This is a genomic window from Thermodesulfobacteriota bacterium (assembly GCA_040753795.1).
Taxonomy (GTDB): domain Bacteria; phylum Desulfobacterota; class Desulfobacteria; order Desulfobacterales; family Desulfosudaceae; genus JBFMDX01.
The window spans coordinates 149,736-175,266 of record JBFMDX010000005.1 but is presented as its reverse complement, the minus strand read 5'-3'; the positions used below and the strand labels follow the sequence as shown (position 1 = coordinate 175,266).

23 protein-coding genes are annotated in these 25,531 nt (G+C 56.0%); 14 read left to right on the top strand and 9 right to left on the bottom strand.

The window, feature by feature from the left end; translation table 11 throughout:
* Window positions 1–160 precede the first annotated feature (160 nt).
* From AB1724_08585 to AB1724_08570, 4 genes are all read left to right on the top strand, one after another.
* Window positions 161–1,267 (top strand): hypothetical protein, encoded by a 1,107-nt coding sequence (locus AB1724_08585; GenBank protein ID MEW6077854.1) that lies wholly within the window; start codon window positions 161–163, stop codon window positions 1,265–1,267.
* Between the two features lie 231 nt (window positions 1,268–1,498).
* Window positions 1,499–2,539 carry a radical SAM protein gene (locus AB1724_08580; GenBank protein MEW6077853.1) on the top strand — a complete coding sequence of 347 codons (1,041 nt, stop codon included), beginning with the start codon at window positions 1,499–1,501 and terminating at the stop codon, window positions 2,537–2,539.
* On the top strand, window positions 2,536–3,021 hold the full coding sequence (locus AB1724_08575; protein MEW6077852.1) for a hypothetical protein: 486 nt from the start codon (window positions 2,536–2,538) through the stop codon (window positions 3,019–3,021). Before AB1724_08580 ends, AB1724_08575 begins: the two co-directional genes overlap by 4 nt.
* A gap of 43 nt (window positions 3,022–3,064) precedes the next feature.
* Entirely contained in the window at window positions 3,065–3,781 is a 717-nt protein-coding gene (locus AB1724_08570) for an enoyl-CoA hydratase/isomerase family protein (protein ID MEW6077851.1), read from the top strand.
* 15 nt (window positions 3,782–3,796) lie between these two features.
* On the opposite strand, the gene AB1724_08565 is transcribed toward AB1724_08570, so the two are convergent.
* From AB1724_08565 to AB1724_08555, 3 genes are all read right to left on the bottom strand, one after another.
* Window positions 3,797–5,137: an MBL fold metallo-hydrolase gene (locus AB1724_08565; protein ID MEW6077850.1), complete on the bottom strand. Its 1,341-nt coding sequence runs from the start codon at window positions 5,135–5,137 to the stop codon at window positions 3,797–3,799.
* A gap of 92 nt (window positions 5,138–5,229) precedes the next feature.
* Window positions 5,230–5,913 (bottom strand): response regulator transcription factor, encoded by a 684-nt coding sequence (locus AB1724_08560; protein ID MEW6077849.1) that lies wholly within the window; start codon window positions 5,911–5,913, stop codon window positions 5,230–5,232.
* Window positions 5,910–7,469, bottom strand: coding sequence for an ATP-binding protein (locus AB1724_08555; protein ID MEW6077848.1), 1,560 nt, complete (start codon window positions 7,467–7,469; stop codon window positions 5,910–5,912). The genes AB1724_08560 and AB1724_08555 overlap by 4 nt, the downstream gene beginning before the upstream one ends.
* 226 nt (window positions 7,470–7,695) lie before the next feature.
* Here AB1724_08555 and AB1724_08550 point away from each other — a divergent pair, with 226 nt between their 5' ends.
* From AB1724_08550 to AB1724_08510, 9 genes are all read left to right on the top strand, one after another.
* Entirely contained in the window at window positions 7,696–8,235 is a 540-nt protein-coding gene (locus AB1724_08550) for a hypothetical protein (GenBank protein ID MEW6077847.1), read from the top strand.
* 72 nt (window positions 8,236–8,307) lie between these two features.
* Window positions 8,308–10,473 carry a PKD domain-containing protein gene (locus AB1724_08545; GenBank protein ID MEW6077846.1) on the top strand — a complete coding sequence of 722 codons (2,166 nt, stop codon included), beginning with the start codon at window positions 8,308–8,310 and terminating at the stop codon, window positions 10,471–10,473.
* Between the two features lie 228 nt (window positions 10,474–10,701).
* Window positions 10,702–11,325, top strand: a complete 624-nt coding sequence (locus AB1724_08540; protein MEW6077845.1) for a TetR/AcrR family transcriptional regulator — start codon at window positions 10,702–10,704, stop codon at window positions 11,323–11,325.
* Between the two features lie 231 nt (window positions 11,326–11,556).
* Window positions 11,557–12,108, top strand: a complete 552-nt coding sequence (locus AB1724_08535; protein MEW6077844.1) for a hypothetical protein — start codon at window positions 11,557–11,559, stop codon at window positions 12,106–12,108.
* A 33-nt stretch (window positions 12,109–12,141) separates the two neighbouring features.
* Window positions 12,142–12,960, top strand: coding sequence for an SDR family oxidoreductase (locus tag AB1724_08530; protein MEW6077843.1), 819 nt, complete (start codon window positions 12,142–12,144; stop codon window positions 12,958–12,960).
* 435 nt (window positions 12,961–13,395) lie between these two features.
* On the top strand, window positions 13,396–13,710 hold the full coding sequence (locus AB1724_08525; GenBank protein MEW6077842.1) for an HNH endonuclease: 315 nt from the start codon (window positions 13,396–13,398) through the stop codon (window positions 13,708–13,710).
* A gap of 198 nt (window positions 13,711–13,908) precedes the next feature.
* Window positions 13,909–14,151, top strand: coding sequence for a ribbon-helix-helix domain-containing protein (locus AB1724_08520; protein MEW6077841.1), 243 nt, complete (start codon window positions 13,909–13,911; stop codon window positions 14,149–14,151).
* A complete protein-coding gene (locus AB1724_08515; protein MEW6077840.1) occupies window positions 14,136–14,474 on the top strand; it encodes a type II toxin-antitoxin system PemK/MazF family toxin in 339 nt (112 codons plus the stop codon). Before AB1724_08520 ends, AB1724_08515 begins: the two co-directional genes overlap by 16 nt.
* Before the next feature lie 67 nt (window positions 14,475–14,541).
* On the top strand, window positions 14,542–15,345 hold the full coding sequence (locus tag AB1724_08510) for a methyltransferase domain-containing protein (protein MEW6077839.1): 804 nt from the start codon (window positions 14,542–14,544) through the stop codon (window positions 15,343–15,345).
* A 24-nt stretch (window positions 15,346–15,369) separates the two neighbouring features.
* Here the strand turns inward: AB1724_08510 and AB1724_08505 are convergent, their stop codons facing one another.
* Both AB1724_08505 and AB1724_08500 read right to left on the bottom strand, forming a co-directional pair.
* Window positions 15,370–16,746, bottom strand: a complete 1,377-nt coding sequence (locus AB1724_08505; GenBank protein ID MEW6077838.1) for a glycosyl hydrolase family 17 protein — start codon at window positions 16,744–16,746, stop codon at window positions 15,370–15,372.
* 289 nt (window positions 16,747–17,035) lie between these two features.
* Window positions 17,036–17,464: a hypothetical protein gene (locus tag AB1724_08500; protein MEW6077837.1), complete on the bottom strand. Its 429-nt coding sequence runs from the start codon at window positions 17,462–17,464 to the stop codon at window positions 17,036–17,038.
* Here AB1724_08500 and AB1724_08495 point away from each other — a divergent pair.
* Entirely contained in the window at window positions 17,463–18,539 is a 1,077-nt protein-coding gene (locus AB1724_08495) for a PLP-dependent aminotransferase family protein (GenBank protein ID MEW6077836.1), read from the top strand. The genes AB1724_08500 and AB1724_08495 overlap by 2 nt on opposite strands.
* A gap of 2 nt (window positions 18,540–18,541) precedes the next feature.
* Here AB1724_08495 and AB1724_08490 read toward each other — a convergent pair whose 3' ends face one another.
* The 4 genes from AB1724_08490 to AB1724_08475 all read right to left on the bottom strand — a co-directional run bounded on the left by AB1724_08490 (window position 18,542) and on the right by AB1724_08475 (window position 25,406).
* A complete protein-coding gene (locus AB1724_08490) occupies window positions 18,542–18,766 on the bottom strand; it encodes a hydrogenase iron-sulfur subunit (GenBank protein MEW6077835.1) in 225 nt (74 codons plus the stop codon).
* Window positions 18,763–20,868: a DUF1254 domain-containing protein gene (locus AB1724_08485; GenBank protein MEW6077834.1), complete on the bottom strand. Its 2,106-nt coding sequence runs from the start codon at window positions 20,866–20,868 to the stop codon at window positions 18,763–18,765. Before AB1724_08485 ends, AB1724_08490 begins: the two co-directional genes overlap by 4 nt.
* A gap of 288 nt (window positions 20,869–21,156) precedes the next feature.
* Window positions 21,157–23,577, bottom strand: a complete 2,421-nt coding sequence (gene hdrA2, locus AB1724_08480; protein MEW6077833.1) for a CoB-CoM heterodisulfide reductase HdrA2 — start codon at window positions 23,575–23,577, stop codon at window positions 21,157–21,159.
* Between the two features lie 224 nt (window positions 23,578–23,801).
* The gene (locus AB1724_08475) at window positions 23,802–25,406 is read right to left on the bottom strand and encodes a hydrogenase iron-sulfur subunit (protein MEW6077832.1); all 1,605 of its coding nucleotides are present in this window, start codon (window positions 25,404–25,406) and stop codon (window positions 23,802–23,804) included.
* Window positions 25,407–25,531: the final 125 nt, after the last annotated feature.

Here is a 25,531-nt window from a genome sequence, read left to right as displayed (position 1 = left end):
GCGGCGGTGTAGGCGGTCCGGGTATGCAAAGAGGTCATCCAATGTGCAAAGAATTGGCCGAGAAGTTGTTTTGAAACATTGCCAAGAACCGCTATTATGATTATGCTGATACCGCAAGCAGTGGAATTAGAATATTATTACCATTACCGCGGGAGAGAAAATGGCGTTAAAATCAAATTCATCCAGCTCATCCAATGGAAGATATATCCCTTCTAAACCGGATATGAAAAAATTCAAGGCGACATTCAACAACGAGACGATAACGGTTAATTATGTTTGTCTCGACGCCAGATCGCCCGAAGAAAAGGCGGCCGACAGGGCCAGGGGAAGCCTGAAAGGCCCGGCCATGGTCTTTTTCCAGGGCCATGATCAGCGGCCGAAGGACAGCTATGAATTCACCCGAACGCTGGCGCTTAACAGTTTGTCGGGAATATGCATCGTACCGACATGTGACACCCCTTTTGGCGACGATCCGGGCTGGCGGGGCGACAGGGGGAAGATGGTCATCCTGATGGAGACGATCAGGCGCCTGCTCGATGAAGGCGGCGTTTCGGTCGAGGGATTCAGCCCGATAGCCGCCATGCCGGCGCTGATCAACGGCCATGCCGTCGTCCCGAAGCCGGACAACATCTCCGGGAAACTCTGTTCGATAGGCTGGTCTCACGGCGGGATACTGGCCAGGGAATTCGCCTCAAATTATCCCGGCGCCGTCATCGGGCTGGCCACTGTCTGCGCGGCCGGTTACAAAAAGTGGAAAAATCCCGGCCATCTGCTGGTAAGATTCACGCTGGAAGCGATCAATTCGGGAGTCCAGACCCTTACCGGCAAATCCCCCAGCGCCATCGGTTCCGCCTGGGGGCTTAGCTGCGGGCTGGCCGGCGACCTTTCCCGGTCGGTGGCCGACAGTGTTTTATCCGGCAAACCATCCAAACTGGCCAGGATATATAAAGATATCAGCGACTGCGCCCGATTGATTGACGAAAGCAACGCGCCGGTCGGCGGCCTCAAAAATATCGCGGTCATTTTCGCGCGCGATGATACCTGCATAGCGGTGGACGAATATGGAATCGGAAATCTCGACCATCCTTCCGACATAGAAATCGAATCGTTCTGGCAGCGGTATTATCCTTCCAATACGGCTGACAAGACAACTCTGGCCTTCAGGATTCTGCCGGGAACGCATACGGCGCCGGCCACGCACGGCAGACTCTATGCTGAAACGGTTCTCTCCGCCCTCGGCCAGGGTGTTTCTGGGGTCGGACCATAACAACATGCTTATATATAAACATAAAACTGCAAAACAACCCCCAGGATAAGGCTTAAAAGGCCCTTTTTGACCCCCAAAACGCATTTTAAGCTTTTTCTAAGTAGGGCTAACTGGTTAAAGTGATTTTTTTGCCCCTCAAAAGGCCCGTTTTAATGGATGAAAACAGCTTGTTTTTGATTGACTATCTTTAATAATCAATATTTTAGCTTGGTCCGACCCCAATCCTTGAATATGACTGCCATAAATAAATTACGAATCATTACGCAGCTATCAGCCAATCTGCTGAAAGGCAGGATATCCGGCTATAAACCCTTTTTTCTTTCCCACCTGATAACATCCAAATGTAATTTCAAGTGTGAACAGTGCCTTTGGAATGAATCATCAACCGGAGACTTAACGATTGGTGAAATCCGTTCCCTGTATGATCAGGCCAGAGCGTGTGGATTTGTCGCCAACTATCTCTGGGGCGGGGAGCCGCTTATCAGAAAGGACATTGAAGAGATTGTAAGGTATTCCAGGGAAAAGGGCCTGATCAATTTTATCAACACCAACGCCTGGTTCTTAAAAGAAAAAATACCCTCTATCGCCCCTTATGTTGACGTTATCATTATTTCACTCAATGGCGCCACAGCCGAAATTCATGATAAAACCTGCGGCGTTAACGGGTCTTTTGACAGAATTCTTGAAGCGATCAACATTCTCAAAACGCAATATCCTAAAATATCGATCATTTTTAATACGCTGATTTTGAAGCATAACCATCATGATATCGATAACATAATTGATTTGTGGGAAAAGATGGGAGTTCCCGGATATGTCAATTTCATCGAGATGGATCTCCTGAAATCAAGCGGGTTGGGCTCTCAGAATGCGGCCTTCGATGCATCGGAAGCAACCCGCAGAGAACTTGCCAGGAGGCTGATCTCAAGGAAGAAAAACAAGGCTCCGATTCTCAACACGTATAATTACTTCAATAAATTTGTTGCGGGGAAGAAACCGTACCGGTGTCATTTTCCAAAAATGTTTTTAGAGGTTTACGCCGATGGTTCGGTACTGGACTGTGTCAATGTTGATAAACCGATTGGTAATGTCAAAGACCAGTCGCTCCGATCTATATTACATCATCCAAGAATTCAGGGCATGATCGATGATGGAGAAAAATGGTGTTGTGTTCATAACAATGCGGACCGGATTGACGCCTCCAACACATGGGAGTTGCACCGGGAATCCATTACTACCGGATTGCGGTTCCTGTTGGGGAGAACGAAATGAAATCAGCCAAAACTGAAATCACGCTTGCCGGCCTGAAGGGCAGCGGCCTTGACCGGTTGGAACAAATTTATCGGGAAAGTGAGCCGGCCAAATTAGGTGACGGCCTGTACAAAGGCCATTTCCTGGGAATGCTGGATTCGGTGGATGCCGGAAAACCCTGGCTGTGGCTGATAAGCAATGGGGGCTTTAAATGGACACCCTTCTGGATCGATTTTTCCAAAAGCCTCTGGTGCTTCTGGCATCCGAAAGTCGCCCTCGGAAAATTTAAAGCCACCCCTGGTCCGTCCCGGTGGAGAGAAACCCAAACTTACCAGCTTCACTACGGTTGCTCCCGTCTCCCGGGTTTTGTCAAAAGGCATCTTTATGATGAGGTTAAACCGATCACTGAAACGCTTTGCCTGGGAATGGGCGGCGTCAATGTCCCCAAAAACAGAGGGGATCTGTTCTTCTTTGCTCTCGAACGAGTAGCTCAAAAAGGCTGAAGAAGTTTAATTTTTTTAAGAATCTAATACACAGGAGTAAAACATGAGTATCGTTGATCTGACCCTGGAGGGCACGGTCGCCGTCATTACCATGAACAATGGTGAGAACCGGCAGAACCTGGCCTTTGCCCGGGCCATGGGCAAGGCCATTGACGACGCCCTGGCCAATGAATCCGTCACCGCCATTGTCATTACGTCCGCGGGCGACAAATATTTTTCCGCCGGCGTTGACCTGGAATGGATGATGGACCGGTTTTCAAACAGCGCGCCGGACGATATGCGGGCCTTTATGTACGGCATGAACGAAGTGTTTAAAAAATGCCTGCTGGCACCCGTTCCCGTGATCGCGGCCATCAACGGCCATGCCTTCGGCAACGGGGCCATCCTGTCCTGCGCCTGTGATTTCCGGTTCATGAAGTCGGACCGGGGCTATTTCTGTTTTCCGGAAGTGGACGTCAGTATTCCTTTTCTGCCCGGGATGGTGGCCTTTGTCAAAAAAGCCCTTCCTTATTACAAGTTCAACGAAATGAAACTGACCGGCAGAAGGGTCTCCGCGCCGGAACTGGAGGCGCATCATATTATTGAAAAAGCCTGTGCCGATAAAGACAACCTCATGGCCGAAGCCCTGGCCTTCGCGAAAACCTTCAATAAAAAAAGAGGGATCTTCGGTGAGCACAAGCGCCGGCTGCACCGGCATATCATTGACATCATGGACAAGGAAGACCCGGAATATATCGAACCCCTGAACCTGATGATGTAAGGGCCGGGACAAGCCCTACAGCACAACACCGCCCTGGGTGCTGACACCGATACGCATCAGGTCCTGGCTGATAATCAGGTTTCCGGGAAAGTTCTGCTGGGCCTGCTCCAGATGCGATATCGGCGCCATTCCCGGTACGATATGGTTGAGCACCAGCGTCTTGACGTTGCAATAAGCGGCCACCTGACCGACCCGTTCAATGGGTGTGTGCGCGTTTAACATGTGCTCTTTCAAAACATAATACGGCGAGGCCGGATCCGGGTCGCCAAACATCTGGTTGACCCAGGCCGTGTCGATCACCTCATGCACCAGGATATCGGCACCGTCGGCCAGCATCTGCAAATTGCCATTGGCCAGGTCCGGATCTCTTTCGACAAGATAGCGGTCCGCGGTCGTGTTGGCCCCGGTATCGCCCGAGAAGACGACCGAGCCATCGGGCGTATCGAATCTGAAGGCGAAGGCCGGATACACCTGATGATGGTCGACCAGGGTCGCCGTCACGCTGACGCCGTTTTCATCCTGGCCGCCGCCCGCCGGATATATCTGAAACGGTGCCGTCAACGGGCAGGTGGGGCTGCCCTGGGCTTCAAGCGGATTGCCGATCTCGGAAACATCGATCAGGCTCCGGTAATTCGGGTATCCGTCATCCAGCATCAGGTCATTGACGGCCTGGGCAACGCCCTGAAAGATCAGATCGGTCATCTGGATGGTGCCCGGCGTCGACGTAATCCGGTCGGGATCGGCGCTGTCCGTCTGGAAGATCCAGTCCGCCAGGGCGTCTTCCTGAATAAAAGGGTTTTTGTTGAAGTCCGGCTGTCCGCGGTCACAGGGCCCGATCACTTTCAGCGGTTTTTCTCCCCAGCCCAGGGCAGGGCTGCCAAGCTGGCTGCCGGCGCCTATCAGCAGCAGGTTGGCATAATCAGCGATATGATCCGGATGGATGTGGGTAAAGAAAAGCGCCTTAATTTTGTTGAGAAAAGTGGAAGAAGGGTTGTCCATGTATGAATCGTCGGCATTCAGGACACTCTGGGTATTGAACGCCTCGTTCAGCCGGGCCATGGACCCCTGCCCGAGGTCGACCAGATAAATGGTGTCGTTAACGACCAGGGCCGACGAGGAACTGGCGCGGTTTGAGCCCGGCCAGTATCCCACGCCGCCGGATGATCCCAGAACAACCAGCTGGGTGTTGTACTTGTCCGTATCCGTCCGGTTGGAAGCCGACGAGCTCGACGAGCACCCTGCCAGCATTGTTCCGCTGATCCCCGACAAAAAGGGCAGCGCCAGCAGAGAGCCGCCGCCTTTGAGAAACCGCCGCCGTGAAATGTGACGCCTGATGGCTTGGCTGATCAGATCCATTGACACCTTCCCTCGTTTAAAATGATAAAAAGGATAGGAATGTGAATATTCGGTCATTATCTATAACAGGGCGGGTGTTGTGCGTCAACGTCTTAACGGCCGGCCGCCAGTTTATACCCGACCCCGTGAACCGAGGCGATGACCTCCTGACCAGGCAGGGTCGCCGCGATTTTGCGGCGGAGGTTCTTGATGTGGGTGTCGATGGTGCGGTCGTAGCCGTCGAAATCATAGCCCTGGGTCCTGCTGACCAGTTCCGAACGGGAGAAGGCCCGGCCGGGGTTCTCCATCAGGAGCCGGAGCAGGTTGAATTCGATGGGGGTCAATTTCACCGGACGGGCATCGATCGTGACGTCATGGGCCGGGACATTGAGTTCAATGGGGCCGGCCCGGAGAATGCTTTCATCGGCTTCCGGCGGCCGGGTCCGTCTCAGCACCGCCTTGATCCTGGCCATCACTTCCCGCGGCCGGAAGGGTTTGCAGATATAGTCGTCCGCGCCCAGTTCCAGCCCCAGCACGCAGTCGACCTCTTCCACGCGGGCGGTGAGCATGAGGATGGGGATCCGTGAGAACTTCCTTATTCCCCGGCATACCTCCAGCCCATCCATGCCCGGCAGCATCACGTCCAGGAGGATCAGGTCGGGAGGTGATTTCTTTACCGTTGGTATGACCGTGTCCCCCCGCTCCAGGCAGGAGACCTGGTGGCCCTCTTTTTTCAGGTAGTCGCGCAGGACTTCCCTGATTTTGGCTTCATCTTCCACGACCAGGATATGGCTCATGAACGTTTCTCCGTATGGGGCATGCTTCGCCGCGTCAGCGGCAGCGCGATTTCGATCTTCAGCCCGCCCAGGGCGGAGGCGCCGGACCGGATGGAACCGCCGCCGGCTTCGATGATGGTTTTGCAGATGGCCAGCCCCAGGCCGCTGCCGCCGGTGGACCGGGAGCGGTCTGTCCGGTACAGTCGCTCGAAGATATAAGGCAATTCGCCGGGGCTGACGGCCGGCGGGGAGTCTTCGAAAAGCAGGTGCACCTGACCGTCTTTCACAACATGAGAGACGCGCAGCCGGCCGGGGCTGTCGGTGTACTTGAGGGTGTTTTCCAGAAGGTTGCCGAATACCTGAGCCAGGCGCGCGGCGTCGCCAGTGATTACCATGTCCGTTTTGGCGGTCAGCCGGCTCTCCACGGTGATGCCGGCCTGCGAGCATCTGAGTTCAAAGGCCTGGAGTACATCCCTCGCCACCTTGAGTACGTCCACCCTGCCCCTGGCCAGGGTCAGGGCGTCGCTCTCCAGCAGGGAGAGCGCGTGCAGGTCTTCCACCAGTTTCGCCAGCAGCAGCACTTCGGCATGGATGGACTCCAGCGTCTGCCGGCTCATATCGCGAACCCCGTCCAGCACGGCGTCGATTTCGGCCAGCAGCACCGACAGCGGCGTCCGCAGCTCGTGAGAAATATCCGACAGCCACTGTCGCCGCAGGCGATCATAACGTTCCAGGGTGTCGGCCATGTGGTTGAAATCGGAGGCGAGCTGCCCCATTTCGTCGCCGGAGCCAGCTTTGATGCGGGTGTCAAAGCGCCGGGAGGCGAGGGCGCGCGCTCCTTCCGTCAGCCGCCGGATCGGCTGCATCAGGCCGCGGGCCAGGAGGAAGGTCAGCAGGGAGGACAGGACCAGAATGACGCCGCCGATGAGGTAGATGGCCCGGGTCTGGCGATACAGGAAGTCCATCTGCAGCGGGTCGGAGAGGCGCTCCGGGATTTTGAGCCCCAGCCATCCGGCCACCTGTCCGTCGACGGGGATCTCCATGAGGACATGGTCCTTGTCGGCCGAGCCCTGGCCGACGACCATTTTTTTATCGCGGTCGAAAAGCGTCAGCCGCGGGCGGATGTCATGGGGAGGCGGACTCAGGTGGTCTTGAGCGGGGGCGGGCGGGTTATCGTCCCGGCCGCCGGTGCTGTCCCGTGGCGGGGGCGGCGGGTTGCCGTTTCGTGGCGGGAGTTGCTGGTTGTCGCCCCGTGGCGGTGGCGGCGGGTTGTCGTTACAGCCGGCGGGGCGCTCCCGCCGGGGGGGCGGCTGGCCGACAGGGCTTTCCTTCCCCGGGCTTTGCCGCAGGATTTCGGACCATGTCTCGGGGTTGTCCCGCAAATGCTCCCAGCCGTTGTGATCGCGGTATTCCTGCTCCAGCCGGGGCATGATATCGCCGAGCTGCTCCATTTCCACCCAGCCGACATAGGCGGAGAAATTCCGTGAGGCATAGTACTGCAGGACCGTCACCATGAGGATGACGATCATCAGGCTGGTGGCCAGAAACGAAGCAAAAAGCTTGTAGGTGTATTTCACAAACCCGCTCCCGGTATGCCCGAAAAGGGCGGAACGTCAATCACCGGGATCGCCGTCGTCATCCCGGTTGTCTCTAGAATATGACATTATTCCCGCGCAATCCAGTCTATTGCGTAAAGTCCACGGCAACAACACGGGACCTTCATAAAATCTCCACAATTGTCTGAGATAAAGGAATCAACGAAAGGGAAAGAGAAGAAACAACATTTAATGAAAGGCGACTGCCATGAAACGCATGAAAAAAATGATCATCATCGGCGCGCTGCTTTTCGGCCCGCTGTCCCTGCCGGCCGCCGCCCAGGACGCCGCGAACCTTCCCGGCCCCGGCACGGGAGGGGGCAGCCCGCCATCCCCGCCCATCTTCGCGGTTCTGGATGCCGATCATAACAGCGTCATCAGCACGGAGGAGATCGCCCAGGCCCCGGCCGCCCTGCAGAAACTCGACAAAAACGGAGACGGTCGGCTCACTCCGGACGAATATATCCCTCCGAGGCCGGACGGCCCTTTCGGCCCTCCCGGCGGTAACCGTGCCGGCGCTCCGCCGAAGCAGGATTTATCTTCCGGTCCGGCTGATGACGACCGGCGACCGCCCAAACCACCCATCGACCTGGCCCTGGATGCCGACCGTGACGACGTCATCAGCGCCGGGGAGATCGCCCAGGCGCCGGTTGCCCTTCAGAAGCTCGACCTGGATGGAGACGGTCAGCTCAGTGCCGGAGAATGCCTGTCGGCCGGCCGTCCCCGGATGCCTTCAGGAGATCACTGAAAATTTGAATTTTTGTCCGATTTTAGAGGTGCCCTTTGGACAACCGCACCAGGAACTGATAAAGGAGGTCCTATGAACAGCATCTATCATCACCTGAAGATAACCGCCGCAGAAATCAATCGCGCCTTCTGCTTATCATTAATCATTTGTTTCCTTCTGGGATGGGGCGGGTTTGCACCCGTTTCCATGGTCCGAGCGGAACAGGCTGAACCACCCGGGAGTTCTTCGGGAGACAGCAATATATCAATCGATCAGGCTGTTTCCGATGAAGCGCAATTGAACACCCTGTCTTTTGACGGCCTGGCCTTTTTGACCGGAGATATGTGCTCCAGCACCTTTTACCCGCCGGGAAAAGTGTCTGACTTTTTCGGATTCCAATATCTGCGGGATGTCACTCCCAACGGATTCGGGCATAACACGGAATTCGCCGGCCGGGTGTCCGACAGCGTTCTGTCGATTCTGACCAATGCCCAGGTCCAGGCGCTGGTCACCCTCGCCAACAACCAGGCCGAGCAGGTGGATGCCTATGCTTACAAACGATTTGTCCTGATCAAAGCTTTTCAGCGCCTTTTGAACGGAGATGTCCCTGCCGGCGCCAGCGGCCTGGATAAAGATGCGGTCATGTCGTTTGCCGCGGATTTATATGCCATTGACGGCCAGATCAGCTATGACCGGGCCAGGACCTATGGCGGCATCATTTCCGCCCTGACCGATTCCCAGAAGGCGCAGCTTGCGGATTTGAGGGATGCCTTCACGACATTATTCCAGAACGCCGGGGAAGGCGGCACCATTGCCAATAGTGACTGGCCGGCGGCTACCCCGGTGGATCTTTCCGGATTACAGGGAACCAACCGGGGAGTGCTCGTTTCCACTTATGCGGACGACATCTTTTCCTGGTATTTCGGGTCGGTCGACGGCGATACCTATTTCTGTCCGGAGCGGCATGGCACGTATTTCGGCTCATTTTACATGAAAGACATTCCGCCCATGACAGCCGCGGAAGGGGTGACCATCGACACCAACCTGACCGCGGATATGGGCACGGCCTTTCTGAATGCGTTGAACGCCAGCCAGAAAGCCATGATCACGGATCTGGTCACCACCCAGAAAACCGATCTGAACAATATCGTTTCCACGCGGGAAGCGATATCTGAAAAGTTCAGGCAGTTCATGACCGGCGCATCGGTCAGCCAGGATGAAGTCCTGGCCCTGGCCAGATCCTATGGTTCCTGTGATGGTGAGCTCTCTTATCATTATGCGACCAGTTTTACCGATGTTCATAATACGTTAACCACCGATCAGGCCGATACGCTCATGGGGCTTCGTCTGGAGTATTATCAGCGGTTCCCGGAATATCAGGCCGATTCCCATGCATACGACTGCCAGGGGGCATGGCTCTATTCCGATAAAATCGCCATGCCTGAAATCCAGAACACGGACTTTCTGTTCAACGGAAGCGGCTCCACCGGCAGTCAGGCCTTTAAACTCACCAGCAGCGTCGGAACCGACGGCGGTACGCTTCCCGTTGACTATACTTATGACGGCAGCGGCGTCTCTCCGGACCTGTCCTGGACGAACGTGCCGTTAGGCACAAAGGAGTTCGCGCTGCTCATGAGTACGTTGCCGGGTGACGGTTCTATCCTCTACAATTGGGTGCTCTACGGCATTCCGGCCGGAGTGACGAATCTGGCTAAGAACACTTCCGGGGTCGGCCTGTCCGGAATAAGCAGTCATGAGGCAGCGGGCTATGCGCCGCCGCAATCCCAGGGGCCCGGTGAAAAACTTTATACCTTCACGCTTTACGCCCTGTCCGGCTCGCCGGACCTGCCCGGTGACCCCGCTGAGATCACCGGCGATGTCCTGGCAGGGGCGATCGCTTCTCTCACGTTGGGTTCCGCATCGCTGAATCTGAACTACAGCCGGACTGCCCCCGTGGCCGACTTCTCTTCTGCCGCCGATGGCCTGACGGTCACCTTCCAGAATGCCTCCGGGCTCAGCGCCGCTTCCTGGGAATGGGCCTTCGGCGACGGCGTCACCAGCACGGAGCAGAATCCCCGGCACACCTATTCAGTCCCCGGCGATTACACCGTGGCGTTGACGGTGGAAAACAGTTTCGGCGCCAACACAACCGCCAAGGACATATCCGTGGATACGGAAGGTACGGATACGACGCCATCTAAATTCGGCGGCGGCGGAGGCGGCGGCTGTTTCATCGACACGGCTGTTTCGAGGTTATGATGGGGACGTCTATGCTTTTGTGCGTTATTCATCGCAGTATTGTTGAAACGCATTAAATCATGGATGTCCCCTGTCGCCCCTTAAAAGCGTTGAAAAAAAACCTCACCGGCTCTACATTCAGGCATGCCCTCAAAAGTTAAAACATAAAAGACGTTACCCGTTTCCGGCTGGCGGCGGTTTTTGAATACTTATTTTTATCTAATCAAACGTTATCATGGTACGATTCCAATGAAAAAAAAGTCAGAGCAGGTGCGAAGGAGCGATGGGCTTGAAAGGCAGGCCCAGATCCTGGCGGTATCCCTGGATATTTTTTCCGAAAAGGGTTATCACGCCACACGCGTGGATGACATCATAAAAGCAAGCCATATCGCCAAGAGCACCTTTTATTTCCATTTTAAAAACAAGAAGGAAATTCTGTCCAGGATCATCGATATTTATTTTCCGCTCCTTTATGATGCGATTAAACAACTCGACATATCCATAAAAAAGCCCGTTACCGACGTCAGGGCAATCTTCCTGGCTGTGGCCCGTTCCCTGGCCGACACGCCTGAATTCCGCAAATTATTAAAAATTTTGCTTTCAGAAATCATCGGATCTCATGATCCTTTTCTGGACAAGGTGGATACCTTTTTCAATGACCTGGTCAATCTTGGCGTGAAATATATTTCCCGGGCTCAGAAAGACGGCACGGTATCCGGAAAGATCGATCCTTTTATTACCGCTCTTTGTGTCATCGGCGGCTTAAAAGAGGTCCTCTACCGCTGGCTGGTCAAAAACGATGTCCGTGATGTTGAAAAAGCCTTTTCCTCGATTGTTGATCTTTATTTTAAAGGTATGGTCACAGGTCAATAACGGTCAAAGCGCCTTCGACCGGATTGGTTCCCATTCCGGTCTTTGTGCCACCCACCATCGTTTCCTGAGAAATTCAGGCTGATGTTTTTTCTTGACATATAATTCGGACTCGTAGTATCAATTAAATTAGTTCGTACTCTTAGTTCGAACTATGTGGACTGCCATAGCCGATCAGAATGGTGTACACGGAAAGGCGCGGCATAAAACCCGTTAAGCATAAAGGAGGACACCATGACCGTACCCATTGACGCCGCCTTGACCACTACCCTCGGGACCGCTTTCTACGCGGCGGCCAAAAATCATATCCCGTCCGGCCAACCGTTGCTGACCAGCCCCTATTACCGCTGGGGCATGGCCTACAATGTGGTCGTGGGCATGGGTATCGCCATCGCGGCCTATCTGTTGAATCCGGACTGGATGTGGATGTACTGGCTGGACGCCTCGCGCCTGTCAGCGGGTTTTACGATCTATGTTTTTCTCATGTATCCGGCCATGTATACCTTCGGCTTTCTGATGGCCGACCAGGCCGAGAAGCTCCGCCGGGGCGGCAGCCTGTCAATGCTGGCCGCCCTGGCTATATTCCTGGTCCTGTTTATTGTCCTGACCTTTGACCGGTTGTGGAACGTGGGCACGATCGCCCAGTGGGACGCGGGCGCCTGCGTGCCCATGATCGGCCCGGGATTTACCTTTACGCCCCTGGCCACGGCCCTGACCGTCGGACTTGCCCTGGCCGTCATATCCGGGGTGGCGCTGTTGCGGCGGTTTTCAAAGGGACTGGGCTGAAAATTTTTTCCGCGATCATTTAAGGAACCTTTCATGAGCGTTTTTAAAGACAAGACAGCGATTGTCACCGGCGGCGCATCCGGCATGGGCGAGGCGGTCTGCCGCCAGCTGGCCGCCCGGGGGGCCAGCGTCATCGTGGCCGACATTCAGTCGGAAAAAGCTGAAAAAGTTGCCGCGGAAATCCGCGCCGCCGGCGGAATGGCCCGCGCCGCCGCTCTGGACGTGTCCGACCGGGAGGCCGTGTTCGCCCTGGTGGAGAACACGGCCAGGGAATCCGGCCGCCTGGATTACATGTTCAACAATGCCGGCATGCTGTTCGTGGGCGAGGTCAGGGACATGGCGCCGGCCCAGTGGGAGAAGATCGTCCGCATCAACACCATGGGCGTCCTGCACGGCACCCTGGCCGCCTATAACGTCATGATCCGCCAGGGATCGGGCCACATCGTCAACACCGCTTCCATGGCTGGGCTGATCTACCAGCCCATCACCGTGGCCTATGTCATGACCAAGCAGGCGGTGGTCGGCCTTTCCCTGTCCCTGCGCATCGAGGCCGCCGGCCTGGGCGTCAGGGTTTCGGCCGTGTGCCCCGGAGTGGTCAAAACCCCGCTGTACGATCACAGCCCGTCCGAACGCGCGAGCATTCCGGATGTCATGGGCATCCTCCCGGTCCGGGCCTGCCCGGCCGAAAAAGCCGCCGATCATATTCTTGCCGGCGTAACGAAAAACAAGGCCCTGATCCTGTTTCCCCTTCACGCCCGGATGCTCTGGCTGGCGTATCGCCTGATGCCGCTGGCCCTGGTCAAATTCATGCAGGCGCCGGTATGGTATTTCAGGAAAAAACTCCGAAAATAAGATCTCGTTCCCGTTCGCCGCATCCCACCGTTGACGGCGGTTTCGCCTGACGCCCGAACCAGGATGGCGGCCGTGATGTTGACATCACCAGCCATAAACGCTAAAAATCTTGCAATACGTCTTTTGTATTATTTGGGGGGGAGGCCGTCCATGAAACAAAATGATCCGTTTAATCCCAAGGCCATAAGTGCGCTCTGCGCTATGGACGGGATGACGGTACCGAGTTCCATGTTCGGGGCCTTAATGCGGTAATAAGTGGAAAAAGACAAGAAAAGGATATCGGAAAAAGAGAACGTGGGAATCAATCCGTCATATTTTCCACGTTTGGGTCTTTAATAATGGTAATAAATGGAAAAATTTCCACCTATATGATTCAATAACATAGAAAATTTTCCATTTATTACAATGTTATGCGTAACAAGATATCCATCACTCATGGCAAATAATTGGAATATTCCAGAGTGGCTTGAAAAGGAAGTGCGGGAAAGGGATAAAAGGTGTGTTTACTGCGGCGTTGAATTTACCCCAGCAAAGATATCTGCGAAATCTGCTGCAAGTTGGGAGCATATAATCAACGATGCGAAAATTATCACAAGAGAGAACATTGTTCTTTGCTGTCGAGGTTGTAATGCAAGTAAAGGGCAGAAACGACTGTCAGTCTGGTTGCAGTCTAAATATTGCAAAGACCGAGGCATAAATCCTGACACAGTCGCTCCAATTATTAACCAGGCAATTGAAAATGGTGAATAAAAAAAATCGCATAACCATGCCGCCCAAAGGATCGCCAGGGCATACGGCTTTTGAGCATTCGTGGGGGAATTGAATATTAACCGTCTTTTAGGCAAGTCAGTGGAAGCCCTGGCTCCCATTGGCGGCCGCCGTTATCCGCTAAAAAAAAATTGCAAATGCTTGGGGTATGATTTATTATCATACTCGGAGGTAATCGATATGGCAGCTTCAAAGATCGCAATCACAATTGACGACCGAACACTTAAGCGGCTCGATCTGCTCGTTAAATCGAAGTTTTTCCCAAACCGTAGCAATGCTATCCAGCAAGCTGTTACAGAAAAACTGAATCGCATCGACAAAAGCCGTCTGGCCCAGGAGTGCGCCAAACTTGATCCGGAATTTGAACAATCCTTAGCTGAAGAGGGCTTCTCAATGGAGCTGGAAGAATGGCCGGAATATTAAGGGGTGAAATATACTGGGCAGATTTAAACCCGGTTATTGGCAGCGAACAGGGCGGCTTACGCCCTGTTCTTGTTTTAAGCCACAATGTGTTTAATGAGAGGTCCGGCACGGTCATTGCCGCAGCGATTACCAGTCAGCCGCAGAAGGCAGGTTACCCTTTGACTCTGGAACTGGCGGGTCCGGGTCTTCCAAAGAAATCCTGGGTAAAGATCAGTCAGATTCGAGTTCTTTCAACAAAGCGGATCGGAAAGAAGATATCCAAAGCATCCGAGGAAGAGTTGAATCTGATAATAGATGGTTTAAATGAGATAATTGGCGGCTAACCAGTCACTGTTGCGGACTCGCTTCAGTAGACGTAAAGTTCCAGCGTCCGGCAGGGAAAATAAACCCATGATAAAACCATACGTTCACGGGTATGATCCGCGGGAGAGCATTCGCTTGCAGGATCAGGCGACAACCCTGGTTGCCTTGCTGCATTCCGATACGGCCTATCCGGCGGGAAGCCGCGTGTTGGAAGCCGGTTGCGGAGTGGGCGCGCAAACGGTGACCCTGGCCAAAAACAGCCCCGGCGCTTCGATTGTATCCGTTGACATCTCGGAAAATTCGGTCGCGCAGGCTGAACAGAAGGTGAGGGCGGCGGGGTTGACCAATGTCCGGTTCCAGCAGGCCGACATTTTCCATTTGCCCTTTGCCCCGCAATCGTTTGACCATGTCTTTGTCTGTTTTGTTCTGGAGCATATGAAAGAGCCGGTCGCGGCCTTGCGGAAACTGAAAGCCTGTTTGCGGCCGGGCGGAACCATGACGGTCATTGAAGGCGACCATGGTTCCGCCTATTTTTACCCCGATAGCGAGGCGGCGCGTGCCGCGATTTTATGCCAGGTCGAATTGCAGGCTCGCGCGGGCGGGAACGCGCTGATCGGAAGGTCGCTTTATCCGTTACTGGTTTCCGCGGGCTATGGCGACGTCCGGGTATCGCCCCGGATGGTGTATGTCGATGCCGGCAAGCCGGAACTGGTCGATGGATTCACGAAAAAGACATTCACGGCGATGATCGAGGGGGTCCGTCAAGCGGCGATCGAAAAGGGCATCATCGATCCCGCTACGTTCGATAAAGGCATTGAGGACCTGTATCGAACGACCCGGCCGGACGGCACCTTTTGCTACACCTTCTTCAAAGCCATGGGCAAAGCATGAAAAAAGGGGGTGGATGGAAACAAACTATCTGCCTGCTGTGGTTTCGCAATCAAAAACAGGCTGCATCCCCTCTTTGAGAACACCATCTTTATCCCATATTCCCCAATACCCCTCCTGAGGATTTGCCGCGGTTATTTTCCACGTTTCATCAAATGCTTCAAAGTAAAAATAATCCAGCCCCTTCTCTCTCATCAGGGATACGAAGTCCAGGAAGAAGGCGGCGGCATTGGCGGCTGATGGGACCGCTTGCCCGATCTGATTGCCGGCGCTCGGCCAGCCGGTTTCACCCACAATAACCTGTTTTTCTCCGGCGGCCGCTTCAACCGCCAGATAGTCATCATAAAGTGTGGCGACAGCCGAATCAATATTCACGCCTTCCCAATAAGGGTAGAAGTTGGCGAAAACAACATCGCACGCCGCCATTACTTCAGGATGGTTCAGCAGTGCCGGCCATGTGTCGCTGGTGGTTACCGGGACATCCGGCACCTCATCTTTGAACCGGTCAATATAGGCAATCAGCTGCTCCGCCGTCAGATCGCCCCGCTGCAACACTTCGCTGCCGATAATGGCGATATCGATGCTGCCTGTTTTGGCGGCGGCCATCAGGTTGGACAGTTGTATTTCATTGCTGCCCAGGTCCCGGCTGAGCCAGGCGCCGGCCGCAATGCCGATGCCGTATTCATGAGCGATATCCGGAATCAGCTCCAGGCCGCCATCGAAACCGAACGTCTTGACCCAATTGGTATAAGGAGCGATGATCTCAAGCCGGTTTCTGATTTGCGGCGCCTCCAGGACCGTGCCGAAATTGGGGCTTTGTCCGTCCATATAAGGGCTGAAATTCACCCCGTGGATGTTGCAGGCGACAGGCGCGGGCGCGACAGAAACCAGGAATGATGACGTTTGGCTCAAGCCGTCCGGGTCGCTGACCGAAAAAGAGATAAGTGAAGTCCCGTTGGTCGCGCCAGGGCCGCTTCTCAAAAAATCGTCTTCCACGAAAACAGCGACGGCGTCGGTGTTGGTCTGGCTGTCCACTGTTACGGAAAGATCTTCCAGCCCGCTTTGATCATCGGTAATATACAGGCGTAAGTCGATTGACAGGGCTTCGCCGATGAGAAGATCCTGGTCGGGGATGGAAGAAATGACTGGCGCTTCATTCCTCTCGTCGTCTCCATTCCCGCCGCCGCCACTGTCACCGCAACCCATCATCGCCAAAAGTGCCGGGATGATCATCATCGCAATAAACCATTTTTTACTCATGAACCATCCGCCTCCGAGGACCATACCGACGGTTAACCCACATGAAGTAAGGAGATCGAAGCAAGACCCTCCGCCAGGCCGTTTCTGTGGTGATTCCCCTGTCGAAAAGAAGATCGCCCCTGGCAATTGTGAGCGTTTTTCCAAGGATAAAAATAAGAACTTGTATTGTCGGCCATTATCTATAGTAAGGGTTCCGTGTGTGTCAATGTTTTTGTAGCCGGCCTATGTTGACAGGGCTTTCAGGCGTAATGCGGGGGACACGGTCAGAAGGGCAGGGCAGCCGGAGAGACATTCCAGGCATTCGGGTTTACAGAAAAACAGACAATTATTGTGGCACATGGGGCAGCACAATGGCACTGATTCAGGGAGTTAAGTATGGTGTCCCCGTTATTTTGGAAGAAAAGATTGACAACCCCATAATTTTTACTTAAATCTAAAAGAAATAATTGTTAACACAATCAGCAAAGGGAATGTTTTTGTGAATCCATTCAACGCGGGCAGAAAAGGAATCGTACGGGTTGCCATTATCGCCGCTACCGCGGCTGCGGCAGCGGCCCCTTTTCATGGCCTGGCGTCGAGTGGAATGACTTAACCTAACATATACAGTCAGCAAAAACCCCCTCCGGCGTAAGGCCGGAGGGGGTTTTTTATTTTGTGGCCGGGAAAACATGGATGCGCGAAAAGAGAGATCGCGGGTATTACGGAAAAACAGAAAGGACCAACCAATGATGATCGACAGTTTGCTTGCCGACAGAACAAAGCGGATGGGGACCAATGCGATAAGAGAAATGTTGAAGGTCGGTTCGCAGCCGGGGATGATCTCCCTCGCGGGCGGAAACCCGGCCCCGGAGAGTTTCCCCATGGAGATTATCCGTGAGTTGACGTTGATGGTCATCGAAAAGTATGCCACCCGGGCTTTTCAGTATGATCCGACGGAGGGGTTTCCGCCTCTTCGTGAAGCGCTTTCAACCCACCTCCGGGAGAACGGTATTGATGCCGCATCGGATGAGATTCTTATTTCCACCGGATCACAGGGCGTTCTGGACGCCATTGGCATGGCGTTGATCACCAAGGGAGATAAAATCGCGATCGAAGCGCCGACCTATGTGGGCGCGCTCCAGGCATTCACTCCCTATGAGCCGGAATATATCCGTATGGATACCGATGACGACGGGCTTGTCCCCGACGCCCTCGAAGCGGTCCTGCAGAGAGAGCAAGTGAAGTTTATCTACCTGATTCCGACGTTCCAGAACCCGTCAGGGAGGACCATCCCCAACGCCAGGCGGAAGGAAATCGCATCCATCGTCAGAAAATATAACCGGATTCTCATTGAAGACGACCCATACAGCGCCCTGCGGTATCGGGGAGATTCGATCCCGCCGATAAAGACATTGGCTCCGGAACATGTCGTCTATATCGGCACGTTCTCCAAGATTTTTGCGCCGGGTCTCCGCATCGGTTTCTGCGTGGCGCCTGAACGTTTAAGAAAATGGCTGGTCATCATGAAACAGGGGATTGATCTGCATTCCAGCACCTTCAATCAGGCGCTGGCCGCGGAATATCTCAACGGCGGCTTCCTGAAAAAGCATCTGCCGAACATCATTAATTTATACCGGCCGAGACTGGGGGCCATGCTGGCAGCACTTGACGACTGTTTCCCCGAGGAATTCGAGTGGTCAAGGCCTGACGGCGGCATGTTTGTCTGGTGCCGGGGCCCCCAAGGACTGGACATGGAAAACGTGTACCGGAAATCGGTGGCAAGGAAAGCGGCTTTTGTGCCCGGCAGGTTCTTTTTTTCCCACAAGGGCGATGGCCTTGAAACCATGCGGTTGAATTTTACAATGAATAAAGAGGAACCGATAAGCAGTGCCGTTCAAATTATTGCTGAAATCATTAAAGAGGAGATCATGAAGGGGCGAAACTGGAAAGGGGCATGAAGCTATCGCCGGCAAACCTTCTTCTCCACCCGCTTTTCCGTCCAGTGGTTGGCGTCAGTGTAATGGCAGTCGCCGATGTGGCACCCGGAAATCAGCACCACCGGCGCGCCCTTGGCAAAGGCGTGCCAGACGAACTTTTCGTCTACCCGGCCGGAGGTAACCCCATTTCTTTTCGGAGCACCTTGGTGTCCGGAATTTCGACTATACCAGAATTCCTGCTGTCTTATTCGATCGGCACGATCGGCGGGAGTACGAAGGTGCCGTATCGATTCGAATCATTGACCGGCTCCTGAGGATATTGCTTCGCCAGATCGGGGTCGTCTGTCGTCAGAGGAATAGTGGTGCTGGACAGGATGGAGGCACCACCGCTCTGCTCGGTTGCAGCCGTGGGGTTATAGAGGCGGGCCATAACCTGGAACGTGCTCCCGCTGTCCGGGATGGGCAGCCAGTTGCTGCGGATTGCTGGCGGCGTGTCCTGGAGGTAGAGGCGCAGGATGCTGTTTCCGTTGTCGTCCGTCTCGAAGGCCAGCTGGGTGCCTCGGAGCCCCGGCGGGGCGTCCGGCAACTGCTGCGAACCCAGGGAATGAACGGGGATGACGAGCCCCGTCATCAGGGTCTGTCCGATGAGGGACGGATCCACGGTGATCGCCGTCATGCCGCTGTGATCAGGCGTCCAGGGGCCGCGACTCAGCTGGAAGCCCTCGTCGTTTGCATTAAAAACGAAGTACGGGCTCTCCGCGTCGATCCCGCCGCCGGATACAGCGAAATAGACGGTGTCGTCCTCCTGGTAATCGGGATTGGAGAAATGCGTCGTGTCCACTACTGAGGTAGCGTCGTCGGGTAGCTGCGAGTAGGCCGTGTTGAGGACGGCCGCGGACGAGACCGCGGGGAGGTTCGTCTGCACGCCGCTGGCGCTGTTGTCGGAGTAAATCGTCAGGCTCCAGAAGCCGCCCGCGTTCACGGGCGGCAGGTTGTCCGCATCGAAGGTGATGGTGTAAGCCCGGCCGCCCCTCACGCGGGCGCCCTGGCCGTCGTGGGCCGTGGTGGGGTAGGTGCCGTCCGGCGCCAGGCTGGCGATGCCGCCCTCGTAGGCCGCGATGGAACGTACCGTCCAGCCGCTTGGCGTGTTGGGGTACTTGCCGATGTTGGAGGTGCCCATGACGTGCCAGTAGTTCTGGTCGGGCGGCCCGACGGTGATGAAACCCTGTCCCGCTTTGAGGATGCAGTCCCCGATGACCATTCCGGCCTCCAGCAGGGCCCTCTGGCGGCAGTTGAGACGCTCCGGGTGGAAGCCAAGGGCGTCCAGCCCGAGGAGCTGGAACGAATCGAACAGCGCCAGCTGATCCTCACTTACCGAGGCGCTGGGACTCATCAGGTAGGGCGGGAACGTCTCGGAGCTGAAGGCCGCCTGCGTGGGGAGGGGGCTGCCTTTTACGGCCATCCCCAGCCAGGTGAAAAAGGTCATGGCGTCGGAGGGCGGCTCCTTGAACTTCTTCGACACCTCCGGGTCCATGGGCGTGACCGGTTGCGGGTTCAGAAGTGGCGTCAGGTCGAAAGCGGTATTGGCCTTGTAGCTGGCGCTTTCCGTGAGGGAGCGCGGCGAGCCGGGTTCTGCGTATGGATTTATGGGGATTCGGACGATGAGCCAGGCGTGTTCCGTATCCACCGGGAGCACGTGCTGCTGGTCGAACCCATGACTCAGGTAGCTGCCGGGGTCGGTGTAGGCCGGGTCCGACGGCCCGACGATCAAGTACGAATCGGCCGCACCGCCCGGCCGCGTGCGGCTTCCCAGCGAGGCCTGGGAGTTGCCGTATGCATCGTCGAGCTGTACCACGTAGTAGCCTTCCACGGGCGGCATCGTCAAGACGAGCGGTCCCTGGGACAGGTCGAGGAAGGCGCTGCTATAGAGCACGTCCATGTTGGGCGCGGACACCGGCGACGGGGGCTGCCAGTAAGCCAGGTGGGTGGGATGGTAGAAGTGGTTCTGGGGCGCCTGGCTATTGATCTTCTCCTGCTCCAGCCGGTAGATGGTCATCGGCGAGTAGCCCCAGACGTAAGCTTCCACCGCAAGCTTGAGGAAAGCCTCGTCGTCCTCGGTCAGGTCGATATCCGAAGTGATTGACGCCGGGATGTCAGGCCACTCCGCATCTTCTGTGCGGAGGTGATTCGCCAGCGCTTGAGGATCGAACGATGAGCACAAGTCAGATGTGGCCCAGCGCTCGAGTTCCGCGCAGGAGTCAAAATTGGTGTGGTTGTGCGATCCATCGCAAGCCCCCAAGATCAGCACGAGAACGAGAAAAAGAAAGAGGAAGAAGAAATTAGTTTTCATTATTAGATCTTTCTTAGAAATCGGATTGAATGCCAAAAGGATAAGGATAAAAACTTGCTTTTATTGCCATCATTCTTAGCAAGACCGGCCATGTGTGTCAATATTTTCCAGGCCACCCTATGTTGATGAGTGGTGGCCACCTCTTAAAGTTACCTTTTGGACCGATTTCTGTAAGGAGCGACAGAAAAGAAAAGGACGCCTCCCGGCAGGGGGGCATCCTTTTTGAGACGAGATAATTCGGGCATCATTCCCGGCCAGTTTAAAAACATTTGATCTGCCGGCCGGCCGTTACTCCCGGGCGCTGATGATGCGGATGGTGTCAGCGATCTCGTCAGGCGTCACGGACCGGCGGATCTCTTCCATCTTCTGCATGACGTTGGCGAAGCGCACGCCTTCGGCGGCGCTGATCCATTCCAGCTGGAGCCGTTCCGGCCGGAGGCCGAGTTTCTCCATCTTGCGGTGCATCTTCTCCACCCGCTTTTCCGTCCAGTGGTTGGCGTTGATGTAATGGCAGTCGCCGATGTGGCACCCGGAAATCAGCACCACCGGCGCGCCCTTGGCAAAGGCGTGCCAGACGAACTTCTCGTCCACCCGGCCGGAGCACATGGTCCGGATGAGGCGGGCGTTGGGCGGGTACTGGAGCCGGGAGACGCCGGCATAGTCGGCCCCGGCATAAGAGCACCAGTTGCAGGCAAAGGTCAGGATTTTGTCGGCCGGGTTGTCGGCCAGCAGGGCGTCGCTCTGGCTTAATATCTGCTCGTCGGTGAAGTGGTTCATGACAATGGCCCCGAAAACGCACTCGGCGGCGCAGGTGCCGCAGCCGGCGCAGGCCGCCTTGTTGACCACGGCCGGGATCTTCTTCTTCACGTCCACCGTAATGGCATTATAGGGGCAGACTTCGGCGCATTTGCCGCAGCACTTGCAGTGCTCGGCGACGACCTCCGAGGTGATGGGTTCGGACAGGATTACGCCCCGGTGCATGAGCCGGATGGCCCGGCCCGCGGCCGCCGAGGCCTGGGTGACGCTCTCCTTGATATCCTTGGGACCTTCGGCGCACCCGGCGTAGAAGATGCCCCGGGTGGCGGCGTCCACCGGCTGGAGCTTGGGATGGGCCTCCAGAAAGAAACCGTCGGGCGTGAGCTGCAGGCCCAGCATCTCCTGGAGCTTGCGGGCGCCCGCCGTGGGCTGCATGCCCACGGCCAGCACCAGCATGTCCAGATCATGAAATTCGATTTTGCCGCTGGCGGTGTTCTCCACGGCCACTCGCAGGCCGCCGTCGGCGGTCTCTTCGACGTTGCCGGGCAGCCCCCGGACATAGCGCACGCCCAGGGCGCGGCTCCGGTTGTAGAGATCCTCGAAGCCTTTGCCGAAGGCGCGGATGTCGATATAAAAAACGGTAATGTCGATATCCGGATCGTGCTCCTTTAACACCAGGGTGCTCTTGATGGTGTTCATGCAGCAGATGTTGGAACAGTAAACGCCGCCCTTGCGCCGGGAGCGTGATCCGACGCACTGGATAAAGCCCACGGATCTGGGATGCTTGCGGTCGCCCGGGCGCACCAGGGTTCCTTTGGTCGGGCCGCCGGCGTTGACCAGGCGCTCGAACTCGACGCTGGTGACGATGTTGTTAAAGCGGGTGTAGCCGTATTCGTCCATTTCCCGCGGATCATACGACTCCATGCCCGTGGCCACGACGATGGTGCCCACGCGCACGTTGATCTCCTCGTCGGACAGGTGAAAATCGATGCAGTGCTTCTCGCAGGCATCGGCGCAGCGGGTACAGCCGTGGCCCAGGCACTCCTGCATGTTGATCAGGTACGAGGCCGGCACCGCCTGGGGGAAGGGGATGTAAATGGCCTTGCGGGAGCCCAAACCGGCGTTGAACTCATCGGGATAGACCACCGGGCAGGCCTTGGCGCAGTCGCCGCAGGCGGTACACTCCTTTTCGATGACGAATTTGGATTTTTTCCGGATGCGCACATCAAAATTACCGACGTAACCTTTGACGTCGATTACTTCACTTGCGGTCAGCAGCGTGATGTTGGGATGTCGACCGACATCCGCCATTTTCGGCCCCAGTATTCAGATGGAGCAGTCCATGGTGGGGAAGGTCTTGTCCAGCTGGGCCATCATCCCGCCGATAGACGGGTTCTTTTCCACCAGGAAGACCTCGTAGCCGTTGTCGGCCAGGTCCAGGGCGGCCTGGATGCCGGCCACGCCGCCGCCGACCACCAGGGTTCGCTTGGTCATGGGCAGCACTTCCTCGGTCAGGGACCACAGGCGGCTCGCCCGGGCCACGGCCATGCGGACCAGGTCTTCGGCCTTGGCCGTGGCTTCGGCCGGCTGCTTCATATGTACCCAGCTGCACTGCTCGCGCAGGTTGGCCATTTCCAGCAGGTAGGGGTTCAAGCCCGCTTTCTTCAACATCTGCCGGAAGGTGGGCTCGTGCAGGCGCGGCGAGCAGGAGGCCACCACGATGCGGTTCAGGTTGTTGTCCCGGATGTCCTCGACGATCTCCGCCTGGCCGGGCTCGGAGCAGGCATAAGTGATTTCCTTGGCCACGCGGACGCCGTCAAGGCCCGCGGCTGTTCTGGCCACGCCGGCGCAGTCCACGGTCTGGGCGATGTTCAGTCCGCAGCGGCAGACATAAACCCCGATCCGCGGCTGGTCCTTTGACACGACGACGGGCGCTGTTTTTTCTTCTTTCATATTGAGTTCCTTTTCAGGTGTTTTCACTCTTCTTCAATTCTGATGCAATCGTAAGATCGAGGTCGGTCGATTTGTCATTTTGAGCGCAGCGAGCAATCTCGTTTTTCTGTAATATTATTTTTTCGAGATTTCTCGCTGCGCTCGAAATGACATATATATGCGGTTTTTCGACCTTATCGATTCTGTTTTTACAGCATTCAAAACAACATCAAGGCGGCCTGAAATTATTCCCATTTCAACGTTCGCGCGATGACCCCGGTCAGGTCCATCATCTCCATTTCCAGCTCTTCGCCCCGCAGGGGGTCTTCCATGGCGCAGCGCAGGTGAACCTGGCATTTGGGGCAGGCCGTCACCAGAAGCTCCGCGCCGGAGGCATGGGCCTGGCCCAGGCGGTTGACCTGCATGGCCTTGCTGAAAGCGTCGCACCCGATCCAGGCGCAGTTACCGCAGCAGATGGACGAAGCGCCGTGGTCTTTCATTTCGGCAAAAGCGTCCGGCGCGATCCGTTGGATCAGCCGCCGGGGCAGGTCCCGTAATTGTTCAAACCGGTTCATGCGGCAGGAGTCCTGGAAGGTGAAGCGCCGCTCCAGGGGCTTGAAGGAAAATGCCCCGTTTTCAATCTTTTCGGCCAGAATCTCGTACAGGTGGGTGACCTTGAAACCAATGTCGATCCCGTGGGCGGGATAATCCACGGCCAGGGTGCGCCAGCATTCCGGGCAGGCCGTGATGACTTCCTGCGTCCTCCTGGTCCGGATGGCTTCGACATTGAGCCGGGCGAGCTTTAAGAAATTCTCGCGGTCCCCGGACCAGAGCAGGTCGTGGCCGCAGCAGCGTTCATGTTCCAGAACGGCTGGCCGGATGTCGAAAAAGTTCAGCAGCCGCAGGCTGTCCTCCAGGATGCCGGTAGTGCCCACGCCGGTGTGCTTGCGGAAAAAAGCGTCAAAAAAAGGGGCGCAGCCGCCGAAGAAGAGAATCGGTGAATCCGGGTCGGTTTTAACGCTTTCAGGCAGACCTCCCCATCGTCGGGTTCGCAGGTCCGGCGAGGTCATGGCCCGCATCAGGGACTGGAAGAAGCCGCCGTGGGTGGCATGGCGTTCGCCGCTGCCGATCAACTCGCAGCGGACGTCCCGCACGAAATCCGGAAAATTGACGCCCGAAGGGCAGCGGTCATAACAGATGCCGCAGGTCAGGCAGGCCCAGATGTCGTTGTTGACCTTTTCGGCCTCTCCCGCGATGATGGCCCCGACCAGGGCCCGGGGGGAAAAGGGGCGTCCGCTCAAGGCCAGGGGGCAGGAGGCGGTGCACTTGCCGCAGTCCTGGCACTCGTAGGCATTGTAGCGGGTCAGAATCTCCGCGAACGGGGGCAGGGCGGTGCGGTCTTCCAGCCGCAGGCCGCCGGACGGGACCACCGGGCTTTTGCCCAGGGCGATGATTTCATCGCGGAAGGTCTCCAGGAACTCTTTCAGGGCCACGGTTTCATCCGGATAGAAGGTCGCCATCTTCATGCGCTCTGGCCCGATCCCGGCCAGATCGAGGATTTTTCGCGTGTCCTCGGTGTTGTTGGTGGCGGCGTCGGTACCGGAGCCGTAACGGCAGGTGCCGGACTTGCAGCCCAGCAGGGCCACGCCGTCGGCGCCCATCTCGAAGGCCTTGAACAGCAGGGCCTTGGTGATCCGACCGGTGCAGGGAATGCGGATCATGCGCATCTGGGCCGGCATGGCGTAGCCCTGATCCAGCAGCGCGTGATAGGCGGAATGAGGGCTCCAGTTGCATAAAAAAAGAATTATACTGATATCTTTTCCTTTATTGTCTGTCGGTGTCTTTGCCACGGTTGTTCCTTATAAGCAGATAGTTTTAAGTTTTAAGTGTTAAGTATTAAGTGTTAAGTATTAAGTGTTAAGTGTTAAGTGTTAAGTGTTAAGTTTTAAGTGTTAAGTGTTAGAAGTTAGGCCCG

Bases quoted from the DNA above. Each gene is read 5' to 3' on its own strand.
- AB1724_08585 (MEW6077854.1), top strand. From the start codon at position 161: ATGGCGTTAAAATCAAATTCATCCAGCTCATCCAATGGAAGATATATC.
- AB1724_08580 (MEW6077853.1), top strand. From the start codon at position 1,499: ATGACTGCCATAAATAAATTACGAATCATTACGCAGCTATCAGCCAAT.
- AB1724_08575 (MEW6077852.1), top strand. From the start codon at position 2,536: ATGAAATCAGCCAAAACTGAAATCACGCTTGCCGGCCTGAAGGGCAGC.
- AB1724_08570 (MEW6077851.1), top strand. From the start codon at position 3,065: ATGAGTATCGTTGATCTGACCCTGGAGGGCACGGTCGCCGTCATTACC.
- AB1724_08565 (MEW6077850.1), bottom strand. From the start codon at position 5,137: ATGGATCTGATCAGCCAAGCCATCAGGCGTCACATTTCACGGCGGCGG.
- AB1724_08560 (MEW6077849.1), bottom strand. From the start codon at position 5,913: ATGAGCCATATCCTGGTCGTGGAAGATGAAGCCAAAATCAGGGAAGTC.
- AB1724_08550 (MEW6077847.1), top strand. From the start codon at position 7,696: ATGAAACGCATGAAAAAAATGATCATCATCGGCGCGCTGCTTTTCGGC.
- AB1724_08545 (MEW6077846.1), top strand. From the start codon at position 8,308: ATGAACAGCATCTATCATCACCTGAAGATAACCGCCGCAGAAATCAAT.
- AB1724_08540 (MEW6077845.1), top strand. From the start codon at position 10,702: ATGAAAAAAAAGTCAGAGCAGGTGCGAAGGAGCGATGGGCTTGAAAGG.
- AB1724_08535 (MEW6077844.1), top strand. From the start codon at position 11,557: ATGACCGTACCCATTGACGCCGCCTTGACCACTACCCTCGGGACCGCT.
- AB1724_08530 (MEW6077843.1), top strand. From the start codon at position 12,142: ATGAGCGTTTTTAAAGACAAGACAGCGATTGTCACCGGCGGCGCATCC.
- AB1724_08525 (MEW6077842.1), top strand. From the start codon at position 13,396: ATGGCAAATAATTGGAATATTCCAGAGTGGCTTGAAAAGGAAGTGCGG.
- AB1724_08520 (MEW6077841.1), top strand. From the start codon at position 13,909: ATGGCAGCTTCAAAGATCGCAATCACAATTGACGACCGAACACTTAAG.
- AB1724_08515 (MEW6077840.1), top strand. From the start codon at position 14,136: ATGGCCGGAATATTAAGGGGTGAAATATACTGGGCAGATTTAAACCCG.
- AB1724_08510 (MEW6077839.1), top strand. From the start codon at position 14,542: ATGATAAAACCATACGTTCACGGGTATGATCCGCGGGAGAGCATTCGC.
- AB1724_08495 (MEW6077836.1), top strand. From the start codon at position 17,463: ATGGAGATTATCCGTGAGTTGACGTTGATGGTCATCGAAAAGTATGCC.
- AB1724_08500 (MEW6077837.1), bottom strand. From the start codon at position 17,464: ATGGGGAAACTCTCCGGGGCCGGGTTTCCGCCCGCGAGGGAGATCATC.
- AB1724_08485 (MEW6077834.1), bottom strand. From the start codon at position 20,868: ATGAAAACTAATTTCTTCTTCCTCTTTCTTTTTCTCGTTCTCGTGCTG.